Raw genomic sequence first — 16,550 nt, 5'->3', positions numbered from 1 at the left:
TTATCCTTGTTTTAAATAGTTGGCAGCAGCTTCGACTGCTTGGGCAGTGGCCAGCGATAATACCATTTGCGGCCGAGCCTGTTTGAGTTCAGCCTTCGCTTGCGCCAAGTTTGTGCAACCACCATAAACCAGTAGCCACGTCAGCACCACTGCGGCACTTCTTCCATAGCCCAAAGCGCAACATACCAGCACTTTGCCGTGTTTTTGGCGCAAGGTTTCCAATATCAAGGCCGTCTGAACCAAATCGTTTTCAGACGGCGTTACCATATCCAGTAAAGGCAGAGCGCGATATGCTCCCTGATAGCTACGGCAGGGATATTCGGCGCATACATCCAATACGGCAGGCAAATGGTTTGAAATCCCCAAAACGCTGCCAATCCATACATCATTGCGGACTGGTGCCGTTTTCGCTTTACCGCGTAACCAATACGCCATGTTTAGCCGTACGCCCACCAGATAAGGCAACAGCAAAACCGTCGCTGCCGCCGATAATTTACCGTTAGCCTGTTTTTGGAATACGTTTGCATTTCCAGTCAAATAGGCAAAAGCCACCATCAGCAAAGACACGCTAATCCATATTAACCACAGCCACGCGCCACCCAGCAGCGCAGGCAACGCCGTCAAACACGCGCCAAGCAAATACAGCAACGCAATCTTTCTTGAGCGTACATCACTCGAGCTAAGTTTTAACGGCGAAGTCATCTGACGCGGAAAAGCCCACAACACCAGCCAGCCGAGCAATGCTCCGGTTGGTACGTCAATAAAATGATGTTGATAAGTCGTTAGTACCGACAAGGCAATCAGGCTTTGCCATAAGAAAAGCGGCAGGCGGATTTTAGGAAAGCGCGTCCAATAAAATGCACCCACGATAATTGCCAACGCGATATGCAAAGATGGCGCTTGGTTGTACGGCAAATCAAATGCAGCCAATGAATCAAACAGCCAGCCTGACAGCCCATCGGCAGGCGGTTTAGGCCACCCGAAACGCAGCGGAAACAGCACAAAGCAAGCAGTCGCAATCAGTTGGGCGGCTACGAGGTGCGCTACATATCGGTTTTGTTCATGTGTATCACGGCAAAGAAAAAATGCCGCAGCATACATCAGGTTCAGCGACCAATAAGGCACAATCGTCCATGCCCAAAACGGAATATTGTTCTCCCATGCAAAAGCGATTTCAGGCACATAGTCCAGCGATGCTGTGTAATGATTGGACAAGCCGTAGCTGGTGTAAAACAGGATACCGACTAAAATCAGCTTGAGTAGGGAAGTTTTTAGGGTGGGTTTCATGGACTTATTTTGGACATCTCAATTCATCGCCGTATTGATCGGAGCGAAGGCAGGATAAAGCGTTTTCTTTTGGATGGTAGCGGAATTCTTGCCACGGACCATCTGTTGAAACGGCTCGCCAGTGATGCTGTGAAGATTGGTATTGTTTCAACGTGCCGTGTGCTCCTTTGATACAAAAATTCTGTACCTTGCCTGCTGCCAATATTCCGCGTTGTCTATTGATCGGTGTTGTAAATAAGGCAATAAGCTTAGGCACATCAGCATTTGGGGAAAATTTCATTTTGACGTAGCCGTATCCTTCATTGGATTCGATGGCCAAAGCAGATAAGGGTTGTCCGAAAGCAACAGAATTTTTCAATTCGATAGTTAATACTTCACTTCCTGATGCCGTCTGCTTGTTATGGCTACGGAGAACGGATGTACGGTATTTCGTAGGTAGTCTGTCTATTTCAGACTTTTCATAAGGCAGGGCTTCTAAATCAAAAGCACAATCTCGTTTCATAGATTGCAATAACGGTGTCCAGTCAACCGTAGCAGCATGGCAGATAGCTGAAAATGTGGAAACAAGCAGTAATGTAAGTAACTTTAGCATTATGGGATTTCAACTTATTGAAATTTGAGCAAGCGCTCCCGAAAATTTCTTTGTATATTGGTATATCGTAGATTTTTTCGGAATAGGTAAGATATATGTTCTACTTTAAAAGTGATGTAATGATGGCTCTGGATAGTCTATTCCAAAAATCACTTTTTTTATTTTGTGGAGTAATACCAAATAAAACTCATATTTGGCAGTTATTTCAATAGAAATAACTACACTACTTCTGAAGTCATAGGTATTGACAAAACATAACCACTTCATCATGAAAAACGACGAATCTGTTTACACCAATCTTTCATTCAAAGCGAACGATTTAAGCATCATTGAGGCCGTCTGAAAACTGGAACAAGGTTCAGACGGCCTTCTTTTTGCTATTACCTTTATTATTTCTTCACTGCCAAGCTCACGGTGAAAATACCGTCTTCGTCTATCCATTGATGGATTTTTTCAAAACCGGCTTTTTCAACCAACTGATCCATTTCCTGCTGACTGCGGCGGCGCATTACCCAGTTTGGGCTGCCTGCTTTGTGGCTGGTCAGGGCGCGGGCAATCATTTCCAGTTGCGGATGCCACGGCTGGCCGGTGTAGATCAGGTAGCCGCCGGTTTCAATGGCTTCGCCGAAGCCGTAGAGTGAGTTCAAAATCAAATCGTTGTCGGCAAACAATTCGTGCAGGCCGGAGACGATGCCCAGCGTTGGGCGTGGTTGTAAGTCTTGATAATTGGCGCGGTCGTAGGCATTAACCTCATTGAAGGTTACCGTGTTTTGTAAGCCGCGCTCGGCAATCAGCTTGCGGCCGGCTTCGACATTAATCGGGCTGTAATCGCGCAAGCGTACGGAATCAGGCAATGTGTCGGCAGTCAGGGCATCCAATACATAGCGGCCATGACCGGACGCGATATCCAAAACGTGTACAGGTTTGCCTGCTTCACGCAGTTTGGCTGAGGCCGTCTGAATGGCTTTGCCGATATTGACTTTGCGTTGGCGAATACCGCGCCAGCCGATGGCGTTGAGATAGTATTTGTCCACCCATACACCGAAAGCGTTGCTGCCTTGCGGTTGATTGCGGTAAACGTAATCCAGTGTACTGCCCGAATCAAAACCTGTTTCTTGACCGATTCTCAAGCCTTCACTCCAGCGCGAACCCAGTTTGAGCGAGGAGCGATATGTTGCCCAAAATGCGCCGCGAGGCGTACAAACAGGCAAAGGCGTAGCCAGTTCGTCGGCTTCGCGACGGCTGTCTCCAAACAAGTGCGCTTGAGTCAGATCGACTTGTTGCAAAGGCTGATTGAAACGCTCGCGGATAAAACGGCGCATTTCGACAAACGCGATTTCACGGTCTTGCTCGCCTAACGTATCGTGGTAGAAACCGGGCAGGATATGGCGCTCTTTAATATGGCTGCCTAAGCGGTTGTAGAAATCGTGTTGCGGTTTGTGATGAACAACCCAATCGCTGCCTGAGATCAACAGTTGTACAGGCGTAGTAATCGCTTGTGCATCGGCAACCACACGTTCAGCCGCTTCATATAAACCCAGCAGGATACGAACGGAAATAGCGCGGGCAATAAGTGGATCATTGTCGTAGCTTTTTTGACGTTCGACGTTGTGGGTCAGATAGTGGGCTTTGACGTAGCTGTTGACAAAGAAATTGCCACGCCATTTTTGCATAATTTTCAAACCGGTACGGGCAAACGGAACATAGAGTTTGACTTTGAACGCAGGCGAAGCCAATACGGCGCAACGGATTTTCGGCGCGTAATCGTGTAACCAAGTAGAAACCAATACCGCACCGACACTTTGAGCAATCACGCAGATGTTTTCAGGTTTGATGCCGTATTCGCTTTGGATGTGTCGGATAAAATCATCTACGTCTGAAACCGAAGTGCCGATACTCGGACTATCGCCGCGTTCACCGGGGCTGTAACCATGACCACGCGCGTCCCAAGCAAAATAGGCAAAATCATCAAAACCCAGTTCATCCGCCACAAACATCATCCTGCCGGAGTGCTCATGTCCGCGATGGAACAGCACAATGGCTTTGTCGGAAGAACCATCGGCAGCAGGGCGATAGCGGTAGAAAAGCGAAGTACCGTCTTGGGTAGAAAAGTATTTTTGCTGTTCGGACATGAGAAACTCCTAATAGTCATATTTTTTGAACAGTATCATGACATATCGGATAAATGCAATGATTATCCGATAGATGGACGAATGCAATGATGGAGAGAAATGGTAAAAGATGGTTTCAAATTTCACTTAAAACTGATGACAGTGATTGTTAAAAGGGTTAGATAGAGGGAATTTGGATAACCTTACAAACTACTACCGACATATCATCATAAACTCTTTGTTTCGCAATTAATTTACGAAATACAGTCAGACGGGACTTATCGTTATCATATTGTTGCCAAATTTTTTCTCTTATTTCTTCTTAAGGGGAATCGCTTAGGACGTCTGAACAGTTTTCAGACGGCCTTTACTGCGTTTAACCAAGCACTAATTAACTGCTAATTTTGTCATGTTTTAATACATCCATCGAAACCCGAATACACATTTAAAAAGGAAATCAAACATGAAAAAATTCTTATTGACTGCCATCGTTGCTTTGTCTGCCGCTACTGCCGGTGCCAGTGATTATATCGAACACAAAATCTACAGCGACAAAAACTTCGAGCAAAATCGTGCTAAAGCCGTAAAAATGTTGGAACAACGCGGCTATCAAGTTCACGATGTTGAAGCCGATAGCCGTCGCGGCCAGCCTGTATTGGATATCGAGGCTTTTAAAGATGGCCGTGAGTACGACATTGTTTTGTCTTACCCTGATTTGAAAATTATTAAAGAACGCATCGATTATTAATATTTAGATATAAAGTGGATTGTCGCAGGGCTTTTGGTCCTGCGACAGTTTGCTATTTAGGCATTTAAAGAATGTAAATAGCATGTAAATTATCTAAAATAAATGAACTAAATATGCTTTTTATTTTCCATGTAATTCAAAGTGTTTGATGTTGGGAGTCATGATATGAGTTTGAATGATTGGAAGGAAAATGGTCGGCCGAAGCAGATGGGCGACCAAGAAAAACCTTTAAACGACGGCGCAGCTGCCGAATCCCAACAGGATGTTGATTTTTGGGATCACAATCAAAACGGTGTTGTTGAAAACGAAGTTGAGGCTGTGGCTGACGCGGTAGAAATTCAGGAAACGGTAGAAGGTCAGGAAGTGGTTGAACATCCTGAAATGCCGTCTGAAAAAAACGAGAAGAAAGCCAAACGCAAAAAAGACAAGGCGAAGAAGAAAAAAAATAAAGCCGAGGATTTGAATGCGCCTGATTTGTTGGGTACGAATAAGGGCGTGGAAACCATGTTCCGTAACGCCGTACGCTCGGAGATGGAATTGTTGGCGCTGGCGGCAACCAAAGCGAATATTATGATTTCGCTGAATGGTTTTATTGTTTCTGCTCTGATGATTTCGGGCGCATTTATTTTTTCATCGTCGCCTGAGTTTTTGATTCCGGCGAGTACCTTTATGATTACCGCCGCCGCGTCCATCGTTTTCGCGCTTCTGTCTGCTTCGCCCGAGCGTATCGGCAAAATGCAGGCGGCGCGTACATGGTTTAAGGATTTTATCCGCGGCCGTTCTAAGCTGAAGGATTTGAAAACCCGCCTCAGTAGTACCGAAACGCGCTTTTTTGGCGGCAGCCAACCCAATATTTTGATTTATGAAGACCGTGTGAAACTGCAAAAAGATCAATATTGGGAAATGATGCAGGAGATTATGAGCGACCGTAAACAAATCTATGAAAAGATGAGCGACCATCTTTATTGGCTTGGTTTGTTGGCGGACAAACAGTTCAAATACATCAATTTGTCTTACGCGGTATTCCGCTGGGGCTTGCTGGCTTCGCTGGCGGCATTTATCGGCGTGAAAACATTGCCGTCATTGCTGATGCCTCCGGCCAACAACGCGGCAGAGCTGCGTTCGCTGGGTATCAATATGTTTAACGGCGTATTTGAGCCTTCTGCTGTACAACAGCTTCCGGATGGTAAGTTGCTGATTGCGGAAGACGAACCCAACCATGCATTCAGTATCATCAGTATTGATAAAACCGGCAGGTTTGTGGAAGACGAGGCATTGGATACGCGCGTGATTACCGGTTTCAAGCGCCGTCTCAGCGACTTGGAGGCTTTGGCTCGTGACGATGAAGGCTTTATCTACGCGCTGACTTCACACTCGCGCACCCGTAAAGGCAACCGCTCGCCTGACCGCGAACACCTGATGCGTTTTAAAATCCAAGATGGCAATGTGTTGGGGCTGACCAGCTACGACAATCTGACGCAAGTTTTGGAAACCGATCACAAGCTGCATGATTTGATTCGCGAGCGAACCAAGGCAGAAGTTTCTTTTGAAGAAATCAATATTGAGGGTATGGCGTTTGATCCGGTGAAAAAACGTCTCGTTTTGGGCTTCCGTGATCCTGAGTTTAACAACATGGCTTTGGTTGCGTTTATCAGTAATCCGAAAGATGTGTTTGAGCGCAATGCCAAGCCTGAGTTTGATGAAGTGGCCGTGATTGATATTGATGGCGGCGGTATCCGTTCCCTCAACTATGATCCTGTGTTGAAAACCTACGTGATTGCCAATGAAGTGAAGGATGAGAATGGACAGAAATTCTCACAACTGTGGACTTGGAGCGGTAATCCGACCGATGAACCGCAAAAAATCTCTCTGCCTAATCTGCAACACATTACCAACGTTGAAGCTGTTGATTCGATTACCGTTAACGGCAAGCCGCAAATGATTCTGATGGGCGATGAAGGCAATGCTTCACAGAAAATTACTGCCAAGTATATGTTGGTAGATTACAGTCAACTGGGTAAACAGTAAGTTATCTTGGCTACTGAATAAAAGGCCGTCTGAAACCGATAGTTTATGGTTTCAGACGGCCTTTTTTGTTTTCAGTAAAACGGAGTGATGGGTTTGAATATTCTAATCAACGATGATTAATCCAAGAACGTGGACAAGTTTCAGACGGCCTTCAAGCCATTAATGACACGTTTGTAGCAGGTATAAACCAATGCTGCGCAGGCCAGCCACATAAGGATATAGAAAAGCGAATGGAAGCTGCCGGCGATTGCATACCATACTGCCAATGCGCCGATAAAGAATGCGCGGTCGCTTTTGCCGAATGGCCCGTCATAACGACGGCCGTTGCCGTGGACTTGTCCCAAAACGCCGCAAAACTCAGTCATTGCCGCCAGCCAAATAAACAGGGCAATTTGCACACCGCCGAAGGGTGTGATAAAGGCAAAAGGCAGATACAAAGCAGCATCGGCGACAATATCGGTGATTTCATTCAAATAACCGCCCAATGCCGATTGTTGGCCGAACTCCCGTGCCAACATACCGTCCATTGCATTCAGTGCCATACGGACAAACAACCAGATCGGCAAAAGCCAGAATAATGTGGATACACCTGCAAACAATGCTAAAAGCAAACCGATCAAAATAGAAACGGCGCAGGCAAACAGGGTAACCTGATTGGCAGTAATACCTTTTTGATACAGTCGCTTAACAATGGGGCGCAACAAATTTTGAAATTTTGATTTCAGGGCGTAGATGCTCATAATTATGCTATATAAAAGAAAATGAAGTGCCGTGATTATAGACGAAATCCGTTATAATCCGTCAATCTTCGAATTACGCGGTTCGCAAACCTCCCGCGTTAACAAAACTAGGAATTTACTATGGAAAAACAGCAGGCCCTCGTTATTTTTTCGGGAGGACAGGATTCAACAACCTGTCTGATTCAGGCAATTCAAACATATGGCCGTGAAAATGTGCAGACCATCACTTTTCAATATGGGCAACGCCACGCCATCGAATTGGAGCGCGCGCGTTGGATTGCCCAAGATTTAGGCGTGAAGCAGATCGTACTCGATTTAAGCCTGATGCAACAGATTACGCATAATGCCTTGATGGATGATACGGCATCCATTGAAACAGCTTCAGACGGCCTGCCTAATACATTTGTAGATGGACGCAATGCTTTGTTTTTGCTTTACGCCGCCATTTACGCCAAAGGGCAGGGGATACGCCATATCATTGCCGGCGTGTGCGAAACCGATTTTTCGGGTTATCCCGACTGTCGCGATGTGTTCGTCAAGTCGATGAATGTCACATTGAATCTGGCCATGGATTACGCTTTTCAAATCCACACGCCCTTGATGTATTTAACCAAAGCGCAAACTTGGGCATTGGCGGATGAAATGGGTGTGTTGGATTATATTCGCGAGCATACACATACCTGTTATAACGGCGTGGTCGGTGGTTGTCATGAATGTCCGAGCTGTATTTTGCGCGAGCGCGGTTTGTCGGAATATTTGGAAAGTAAAAAGGCCGTCTGAATTAAGAGGGGCATCTATTTCCAATATTCAGTTGTACGAAAAGGCCGTCTGAAAAATTCATTTCAGACGGCCTTTGGCTATGTATTTTGTTCTGCTTAGAACAGCAAATCTGCCGGTTCGCTGCTTGCCGGAGCATCTTTCACAGGAGCAGAGGCAGGGGTAGTAGCCGGTTCGGAAGCGGTTTTAGGTGCAGAAGCAGGAGCATCGGCCGGAGTGGTTGCCGGTTTGGCAGCAGGTTTTGCCGGTTTCACCGGAATCGGACGAACGCTTTGTTTCGGTTCGGATGCTGCCTTATTTGTATCGTCGGTAGCATCGACTTCGATTTCAGTTCCTTGAGGCAATACTACATCTTTAGCAGGGGCCGGTTTCGGCATGACTTTAGGTTTGCTGTAAGCATCTGTGCCGCTGGTCCATGCCAAAGATTTCAAAGGCGATTTGAGTTTCACGCCTTTGGCGCAGGTCAGGCAGTTTGCCGCGCCGGTGCGTCCTTTCAGGATTGCATCCACACGCGCGGCAGGAATGGTTTTACCGTGCGCTTTTGCCCAGGCGGCAATGCTTTTTTTCAGGGCAGCCGTATCAAGGTTTTTCTTGTCGTATGGGTCACGATAGGCAGCCAGCCATAAGTTTTGGTTGGCATCTTCGTTCAGGCTTGCCATTTGGTAGATAACGGAGGCAGGAGAACCTGTTGCGATGGTTTTGGCAAATTCCAATGCATCAGGCGATTTCATGCGCACGCAACCATGGCTGCGGACGCCGGGTACGCTGGCAGGGGCATTGGTGCCGTGAATGCCAAGGCTCAATTTAGGGTCGCCAAGACGGACAAATACCGGGCCCAGCGGATTGTTTGGGCCGGCCGGTACGCTTTTTACGCCGTCATTGCGTTCTTTTTGAATAGATTTAGGGATGTGCCAAACCGGGTTGTAGGCTTTTGCGCCGATTTTATGTTCGCCCAGGTTGGTTTGGGTCATGGCTTTACCGACAGCAACAGGATAAATTTTGCTCAGTTTGCCATTGTCGTAGAGGAACAAACGCTGTTGCGTAATATTGATAACGACGTGTTGTCCGGAAGAGGCGGGGGAGACGTCTGGAATAAGTGTGTTTGCAGCAGCGGCTGAAGTTAAAAGGGCGGCTGTCAGGCCGAACAGTATTTTTTTCATGTCGTCTTTTTTTGTAGGGTTTGAAATGAAAGTTTTTGGCGCATGATACCTGAAACTCTGTGTTTTTGTGAGAAAATATGCGCTTTCGGTATTAGAAGACAGTCAAACGGTCGGGCAACTGCTGAGTGACGGAAACGGTATGGGTGTGAAAGAACAGTATCAAGAGGCGGAAGTTTTTTCTTTGGATTATGAGAGCAGGGGTGTTGCCAGAGTCGATGGGAAGACTGTATTTATCGGCGGTGCGCTGCCTGGAGAGCGTGTAACGTTTACCATTCATAAAGAGAAAAAGCAGTTTGCAGAAGCTCAGGTCGAAACGGTTTTAAAACCTTCTTCCGAACGTGTCGAGCCGGCGTGTTGCTATTTTGATACATGTGGCGGTTGTTCGCTTCAACATGTTTCTTTTGGAGCGCAAGTTGCGTTAAAGCAACGGATTTTGGAAGAGCAGTTGGAACGGATAGGTAAGGTCAAGCCTGAGATAATTTTACCCCCTTTATATGGTTACTCCTGGTATTATCGCGATAGGGCGCGTTTAAGTGTTTCGGTAGATAAAAAAGGCCGTCTGAAACTCGGTTTTCAGGCCAAAAAAAGCCATGATGTCGTTAATATCCGCCATTGCCATATTTTGCCTAAGCATGTGTCCGATAGATTGCCTGATGTCCGCAATTTGCTGCAAAAGCTGCATGATGATGGTGTAAAAGTGAAATTTGTTGAGTTTTATTGCGGGAAAAATGTGACGGTGCTCAACATTCGTTTCGTAAATCAACCGTTTGGGCAAATATTAAGCGAATTGCGTAATTGGTTTGATAAGATATTGTCAGGTGCTGAAAAGGCATGGCAAATATGGCTGCAGGATCATGCCGAGTCCTTGCCGTTTTACCCTGAGAACGTGCCTTCCCTGAACTATACTTTTGCTCAATTCGATGTGGAAATGCCTTACAAACCCGGTGATTTTACGCAGATTAATGTGCAGCTGAACGAAGTGATGGTAGCAAGGGCTGTCAGACTTTTAAACCCTCAAAAAGGGGAGCGGATTGCCGATCTGTTTTGCGGTTTGGGCAATTTCAGTTTGCCGCTGGCAAAAAGTGGCGCATCGGTTGTCGGTATTGAAGGCGCCGATTATTTGGTCGATAGGGCAAGGGAAAATGCACGCTTGAATCGTTGTGCCGAGAATATGACGTTTTCTGTTGCAGACTTATTCGATACCGATGAAAAGACTGTTGAGTCGTGGGGACAATTTGACAAGATGTTGCTGGATCCGCCGAGAAACGGGGCTTATGCTGTTGTCAAATCGCTACACAAGCCGTTTTTGCCTCAGAAGATAGTGTATGTTTCGTGTAATCCATCAACATTTGCACGAGATGCCGGAGTCTTGGTTGATAAGGGCTATAAGTTTAAGGCGGCGGGAATCATGAATATGTTTGCACAAACCTCGCATGTTGAATCCATCGGTGTGTTTGAGTTGTAAATTGGTATCAAGTCCTTTATGTGAGTAGGGTTTTTAATGTAAAAATGAGTGCATTCATGTTATCATCATTCGTTTGGGGAATGAATAACGTTGAAGTTGCGTGTAAAGCAACAGATGTTAATAAATGCAGTTTGCAGCACAAGACCGGGAGGTGTTCTTGAACTATCAATTTTTAACTATTTTTTTGCTGGTGCTTTTTTTGCTGGTGTTGTTTTTTGTTCGTCATAAACAAAGTAACAATTCAGACAAACAAAGCGCACATGCATCAAAAAGCGGCCGTACATCTGCTGCTCATACAGCCTCCTCTGAGGATGGAAACGACTGGATTGAGAAGGTCAACCAGACAGTTTCCAATGCGGATAATCAAGACTGGGAATGGGGCGGAAGCGGCTCAAACGATGCAACAGCTTCTGTCTCCGCGCAAGAAGTCGATCCGTTGACCGAATATCAGGTTTATAAACAGTTCGGCTATGAGAGCAAAGCAGCAGAGTCTTTGGCCGGTTATCTCAATACGTTGGAGGACGGCGCTCCGGAAAAACTGGTTCATGAATTAATTGGTTTGAATCTGCGAGTCGGCAATATCGACATGCTGGCGGATACGCTTGAGCGTCATAGTGCTTCCCTTTCTGAAGACAGCGTAGCCGAATACCTGAAAGCCGGTCTGGCTTTGGATTCTACTAACCTGCGCCTGCGTGTTTTTGCCGAGCATCATCTCGGTTGGAATATGCAGGAAGTAGATCGTCAGATTGGCGAACAAAGCGGTTTGGAAGTTGCTTCCGACGAGCATATTGCCTTTGAAAACGATTCGGTTGAACGCATTGTCGTTCCGGGTATGGGCAAACGTGCGCCTATCGTATTAGGCAAGAAAGATTTTGGTGAAATCAGCCCTGAAGAGATGGGTGCAGTTATTGGTTTTGCCAAACCGGAACGTAGCGCAAAAATCCTGAAAGACAAGATCAGCTACGAGACTGCTTTGCATCAATACAACAAAGCAATCCAAACTTCTGCGAAGCCTGCTGGTCTCATTATCGATGCCTTGCGTCTGGATTATCAGAATGAAGAAGTTGGGCAGTTTGCCAAGCATCTGTGGAAGCTTTACCACTCTTTGGGTCAATACGGCCGTCAAGTAAAAGAACGTATGCTTGGTTGGGGTTATAGCCTTGGTTATCACGAAATTTTTGATGATTTGGAAAAAGGGCCGTCTGAACAGCAAATTAAAGAGATTGGCTTGAAACGCGGCTATATTCAGCCAAGTTCTTTGCAGATGAAAGCCAAATATCGTGATTTGGTTCAAAAAGACTCTTCAGTCATCAGCGCCAGCTCTTCACCTGCTGATGAAGCTCTGAAAGAAGTGGAATCTTTGTTGGCCTACGGTCAGTTGGATTTGGCCATCGGTACTTTGGAACAGGCTGTTTTGCAGTATCCTCAAGAATCGCAGTTGTACATTATCTTGTTTGATTTGTACGAACGCGTTGAAGATTGGGGACGTTTGGAACAATTTCTGCGCTTGTTGCGTGAGCGTGTTGTCAGCCTGCCTGAAGAGGTTGTCTTGGCAATGAGCCGTCTCTTGCAACGAATGAACCAATATTCAAAAAAATAAGATAATCGTAGAAAGTACGAGTGATGAATAATCATTTACCAAAAATTAAAACCATACGGGTTATGTTACAGGAGATGGGTGAGCAACAGCAGGCGGTATTCCGTATGGCATTTAAAATGCACAATACGACGAATTACGTCATCGTTTCTCCTGATTCTGACGAAAAACCAGATTTGGTATTGGTTGATACCGATACTCCGGCAGGTGTAGAAGCTTGGAAAGAGTCGAAGAAAACTTATCCGGAAGTACCTGTGGCTATGTTTTCTTCCGAGTTGCCGACAGTAACGACTCCTTATTTGGCTAAGCCGGTCAAATTCGATACCTTGTTTCCTGTTTTGCGCAGCCTGGCTCAAGGCGGCAATGTTTTTGAGCCGTCTGAACAACAAGCAGTCGAAGAGAATAAAAGACAATCAAATTCCGATGGCACTAGAAAAGCAACCATTCGCCGATTTAATCCAAATAAAGGCTTGTTGGGCGCGCTGAAATTTGCCAGTCAAGGACACCAAGATATTGCCGTCTTGCATGAAGGCAAGCCGATATTAATCGTGTTTCCTAGTATCCAGCGAGTATTGTTGACAGTCAGTGCCAATGAGTTGGAGAAATTGTGTAAGAACGATAACTTGGCTGTCGTGTGTAAGGCTGTTCCTGATAATCCTCAATGGAAAGAAAAAGCCAAAGTTACCATTATGTCATGCTTGTGGCAAATGGCTATTTGGACTGCATCAGGCCGTCTGATTTATCCGATGACGCCGCAAACTGTCTTTACACTCAAGCGTTGGCCAAACTTAACCCGTTTGGCACATGTTCCGGAATCTATGCGTCTGTCGGCATTTCTGACAAAAACATCTGTTAATCTGAACATCCTCTATAAAGTCATGCCTTTAGAAATGCCTGATATTTTGAACTATTTATCGGCAACATATATGACAGGCTTTTTGGCGACAGATACAGAGTTTGCAACTGATGCGAACAATACGCCTTCGTTGAACGAACAGATTGATGTGAATAGCAAAGACGTACCTGAAACAGCAATGAGCAAAGAGGCTCAAAAAATTGCCGGTCCGTCGAAAGAACAACCTCGCGGCCTGTTGCAACGCCTGATGCGTAAGTTGCTGGGTAAATCGTAAAGGACACGTCATGAAAGAAAATAAAATTATCTTTACCGGTCCTGTTGGCGTAGGTAAAACCACTGCAATTTCGGCTTTATCTGATGAACCACCGGTTCAAACCGATGCATCCGCATCCGATATGACACTTGTCCGCAAGGGGTACACGACTGTAGCGATGGATTACGGTGTCATTCATTTGGATGAGGAAACCAAGGTCCACCTTTATGGTACGCCTGGTCAGGAGCGTTTTAATTTCATGTGGGAAATTCTGAGCCAAGGCAGTATGGGCTTGGTGCTTCTTTTGGATAATACAAGAAGCAATCCATTGAAAGACCTGCAATTCTTCTTGGATGCATTCCGGGAGTTGCTGAAAAAAGCGCCTCTGGTTGTAGGGGTAACGAAGATGGATATCCGATCCTTACCAAGCGTGGATGTTTATCAAAAATATTTAGCACAGAATAATTTTAATGTACCGGTTTTTGAGATTGATGCGCGTCGAGAAGACGATGTAAAACAATTGGTTACTGCCATGTTGTTCTCAATTGACCCCGGATTAGAGGTATAAGATGGAAGCGACACTCTCTTTACAAGCAAATTTATATCCTAAGATTACACCGGCGGGTGCGTATTATGCTGTTTCAAGTGATACGCCCAGTGCCAGCAGAACTTTATTGTATGGTCTGTTGCGTGCAGAGCCGTCTGAAACCATCAGCAGCGAAAAAATCTTGGCGTGGGCGGATACCAGCGACATCAATACCGCTTTGAACCTGCTGTATCGCCTCCAACGCTTGGAATTTTTGTATGGTGATGAAGAAATCAGCACAGACGATATCCATTTGACTGACGAGCAATTGCCTACATTGTTGGAACAGTTGTCTAATTCTGGCAAAGCTTTGCTGGCTGATGAAAACGGTTTGTATTTTGCCAATGCCAATTTCCATCACGAGGCTGCGGAAGAGTTGGGCCTTTTGGCGAGCGAAGTGGCCAAAATGGAAGACAATCACCGTCTTTTGATCCGCAATAACCTGCATATCAATAATAGTGCATGGGGTATTTGTGATCCTTCAGGCCAAAGTGAATTGACCTTTTTCCCGCTGTATATTGGCATGACTAAACTGATTTTGGTAATTGGCGGCATGCCTGATTTAAATAAAGAGGCTTTTGTTACTTTGGTTAAAGTGCTGTACCACCGATATGGCAGCCGTTGATTTTTGCCTGACCAATATTTATTTTAGAATGGAGCGACTATGCAACAACTATTAATCTCTGTATTAAGCGATTTGAACAATACCTCTGCGGATATCACTGCTTCTGCAGTTATTTCTACAGATGGCCTGCCAATCGCAACCATGCTGCCTTCGCATTTGAATGCAGACCGTGTAGGTGCGATGTCGGCAACGCTTTTGGCATTGGGCAATCGTTCCGTACATGAGTTAGCTTGCGGTGAGTTGGATCAGGTAATGGTTAAAGGTAAAAATGGCTATATTCTGTTGAGTCAAGCAGGTGAAAATGCAGTATTGGCATTGATGGCAAAAGAAAGCGGTAAATTGGGCTTGATTTTGTTGGATGCGAAACGTGCGGCCAAACAAATTTCTGAAATCTTATAAAATTTTTATAAATTAAAAAGATATAAAAATATTTTTGTTTTTATATAGATTGTTGCTTGACAAGTTTCTGATATTTTCTATATAATTCCAACTTTAATTCCCCGATAGCTCAGTCGGTAGAGCGACGGACTGTTAATCCGCAGGTCCCTGGTTCGAGCCCAGGTCGGGGAGCCAAATTTAAAAACCACCATATTGCATGGTGGTTTTTATTTTATCTATTTATTAGTATTTTTAACATATTGATAATGTGTGGTGAGATGATTGTACTTAATTCATCAGTTTTTAGACGGCCTTTTCAATATATTTCAATATCGTACTCATTTTTCAAGCTAAATATAATATCTAGCAAAATAATAATATTTTGGTTGCATCGATGGAAAACGCACATAAATTACATTCTTCATCACGCTTTCGGTTTGCATTAAAAAATGCGGCATGGCATTTGTTGATTAGTCTGATTTTGGCAGGATTGGCCGCTTGGTTGGTATTCGGGGTTTGGTATCCTTATCCGTATGCCGAGCTAACGGGTGGATTGGCTTTATATAAACTGGTCATTTCAGTAGATATTGTTTGCGGCCCGTTGTTGACTTTGATTCTTGCCAGTCCGAGCAAAAAACTTAAAGAGAGGATGGTTGATTTTTCCTTAATCGGCATGATTCAGCTGGCTGCTTTAATTTATGGTTTGTACAGCGTCTCTTTGGCGCGGCCGGTGGTTGTCGTATTTGAAGCCGATAGGATGAATGTGGTCACTGCTGCGGAAGTAGATGGCAATGATTTGAGCCATGCTCCGAAGGATTTGCAGAATTTATCTTGGTTTGGCGTACGCCGTGTTGGGTTGCGTGAGGCGACGAGTCCTGACGAGGCCAATCAAAGCCTAGATTTGTCTTTGAAAGGCATTGAACCGAGTATGAGGCCTTCTTGGTGGTTGCCAGATTCGCAGCAGGAGCGTGAGAAAATCCGTAAGGTAATGAAACCGTTGTTTGTTTTGGCAAAAGCCCGTGGTATGAATGAGGACTCAATTTTGGAACAGGCTTCGCTGAGAAATGATGGGAAAGAGTTGTATTTCTTGCCGTTTACCAGTGCGCGAAACAAGGAATGGGTGGTAATCTTGAATGAGCAGGCAGATTTCTTGGGCTATGCGCCGATTGATGGTTTTATCAAGTAAGAAAAGGCCGTCTGAAAGCCGGTAAGACTGATGGTATAGACTGTTTTTAAAAGAAAATATGCTGTCAGACTTTGCCTTTCTTTCGTCAAACTGATAAACTGTTTGCCATTATTTTTGACCGGGGCATAAATTTTTCATGAAAGACGCAGAGCAGAGTAGTT

Annotated in this window: 15 protein-coding genes, 1 tRNA gene and 1 riboswitch; of the genes, 11 read left to right on the top strand and 5 right to left on the bottom strand. The window is 45.2% G+C overall.

What is annotated here, in order from left to right:
- From O3661_RS03190 to O3661_RS03180, 3 genes are all read right to left on the bottom strand, one after another.
- Window positions 1-1,287: a phosphatase PAP2/dual specificity phosphatase family protein gene (locus O3661_RS03190; protein WP_371492268.1), complete on the bottom strand. Its 1,287-nt coding sequence runs from the start codon at window positions 1,285-1,287 to the stop codon at window positions 1-3.
- A gap of 4 nt (window positions 1,288-1,291) precedes the next feature.
- The gene (locus O3661_RS03185) at window positions 1,292-1,879 is read right to left on the bottom strand and encodes a hypothetical protein (protein ID WP_063069125.1); all 588 of its coding nucleotides are present in this window, start codon (window positions 1,877-1,879) and stop codon (window positions 1,292-1,294) included.
- A 389-nt stretch (window positions 1,880-2,268) separates the two neighbouring features.
- Window positions 2,269-4,011 carry a bifunctional alpha/beta hydrolase/class I SAM-dependent methyltransferase gene (locus O3661_RS03180; protein WP_371492267.1) on the bottom strand — a complete coding sequence of 581 codons (1,743 nt, stop codon included), beginning with the start codon at window positions 4,009-4,011 and terminating at the stop codon, window positions 2,269-2,271.
- Window positions 4,012-4,453: 442 nt separating this feature from the next.
- Between O3661_RS03180 and O3661_RS03175 the strand changes: the two genes are divergently transcribed.
- Together O3661_RS03175 and O3661_RS03170 are read left to right on the top strand one after the other, a co-directional pair.
- A complete protein-coding gene (locus tag O3661_RS03175; protein WP_003684382.1) occupies window positions 4,454-4,738 on the top strand; it encodes a PepSY domain-containing protein in 285 nt (94 codons plus the stop codon).
- Window positions 4,739-4,945: 207 nt separating this feature from the next.
- A complete protein-coding gene (locus O3661_RS03170) occupies window positions 4,946-6,766 on the top strand; it encodes a Pycsar system effector family protein (RefSeq protein WP_371492368.1) in 1,821 nt (606 codons plus the stop codon).
- A gap of 140 nt (window positions 6,767-6,906) precedes the next feature.
- On the opposite strand, the gene O3661_RS03165 is transcribed toward O3661_RS03170, so the two are convergent.
- Complete coding sequence (locus O3661_RS03165; protein WP_371492266.1) at window positions 6,907-7,506, bottom strand: CDP-alcohol phosphatidyltransferase family protein; 600 nt, start codon at window positions 7,504-7,506, stop codon at window positions 6,907-6,909.
- A gap of 71 nt (window positions 7,507-7,577) precedes the next feature.
- A riboswitch (PreQ1 riboswitch) is annotated at window positions 7,578-7,623 on the top strand.
- 3 nt (window positions 7,624-7,626) lie between these two features.
- On the opposite strand from O3661_RS03165, the gene queC reads away from it, so the two are divergent.
- The gene (gene queC / locus O3661_RS03160; RefSeq protein ID WP_293207047.1) at window positions 7,627-8,286 is read left to right on the top strand and encodes a 7-cyano-7-deazaguanine synthase QueC; all 660 of its coding nucleotides are present in this window, start codon (window positions 7,627-7,629) and stop codon (window positions 8,284-8,286) included.
- A 95-nt stretch (window positions 8,287-8,381) separates the two neighbouring features.
- Here queC and O3661_RS03155 read toward each other — a convergent pair whose 3' ends face one another.
- The gene (locus O3661_RS03155) at window positions 8,382-9,443 is read right to left on the bottom strand and encodes a L,D-transpeptidase (protein WP_293207044.1); all 1,062 of its coding nucleotides are present in this window, start codon (window positions 9,441-9,443) and stop codon (window positions 8,382-8,384) included.
- Window positions 9,444-9,582: 139 nt separating this feature from the next.
- Here O3661_RS03155 and rlmD point away from each other — a divergent pair, with 139 nt between their 5' ends.
- The 8 genes from rlmD to O3661_RS03115 all read left to right on the top strand — a co-directional run bounded on the left by rlmD (window position 9,583) and on the right by O3661_RS03115 (window position 16,389).
- On the top strand, window positions 9,583-10,908 hold the full coding sequence (gene rlmD / locus O3661_RS03150) for a 23S rRNA (uracil(1939)-C(5))-methyltransferase RlmD (RefSeq protein WP_371492265.1): 1,326 nt from the start codon (window positions 9,583-9,585) through the stop codon (window positions 10,906-10,908).
- Between the two features lie 124 nt (window positions 10,909-11,032).
- Window positions 11,033-12,508: a 23S rRNA methyltransferase gene (locus tag O3661_RS03145; RefSeq protein ID WP_371492264.1), complete on the top strand. Its 1,476-nt coding sequence runs from the start codon at window positions 11,033-11,035 to the stop codon at window positions 12,506-12,508.
- A 23-nt stretch (window positions 12,509-12,531) separates the two neighbouring features.
- Window positions 12,532-13,635: a response regulator gene (locus O3661_RS03140; protein WP_371492263.1), complete on the top strand. Its 1,104-nt coding sequence runs from the start codon at window positions 12,532-12,534 to the stop codon at window positions 13,633-13,635.
- 10 nt (window positions 13,636-13,645) lie between these two features.
- Complete coding sequence (locus tag O3661_RS03135; protein WP_003748733.1) at window positions 13,646-14,182, top strand: ATP/GTP-binding protein; 537 nt, start codon at window positions 13,646-13,648, stop codon at window positions 14,180-14,182.
- Between the two features lies 1 nt (window position 14,183).
- Window positions 14,184-14,825: a hypothetical protein gene (locus tag O3661_RS03130; protein WP_003679679.1), complete on the top strand. Its 642-nt coding sequence runs from the start codon at window positions 14,184-14,186 to the stop codon at window positions 14,823-14,825.
- A gap of 39 nt (window positions 14,826-14,864) precedes the next feature.
- Complete coding sequence (locus O3661_RS03125) at window positions 14,865-15,224, top strand: roadblock/LC7 domain-containing protein (RefSeq protein WP_070587466.1); 360 nt, start codon at window positions 14,865-14,867, stop codon at window positions 15,222-15,224.
- 98 nt (window positions 15,225-15,322) lie between these two features.
- A tRNA-Asn gene (locus O3661_RS03120) sits at window positions 15,323-15,398 on the top strand.
- 199 nt (window positions 15,399-15,597) lie between these two features.
- Entirely contained in the window at window positions 15,598-16,389 is a 792-nt protein-coding gene (locus O3661_RS03115) for a fimb protein (RefSeq protein WP_371492262.1), read from the top strand.
- Window positions 16,390-16,550: the final 161 nt, after the last annotated feature.

Origin of the sequence: Neisseria sp. 20925_1_37, assembly GCF_041433255.1 — a bacterium.
Classification (GTDB): domain Bacteria; phylum Pseudomonadota; class Gammaproteobacteria; order Burkholderiales; family Neisseriaceae; genus Neisseria; species Neisseria flavescens_D.
The sequence above is the reverse complement of the archived record's forward strand: the minus strand, read 5'-3'. Positions and strand labels throughout refer to the sequence as shown.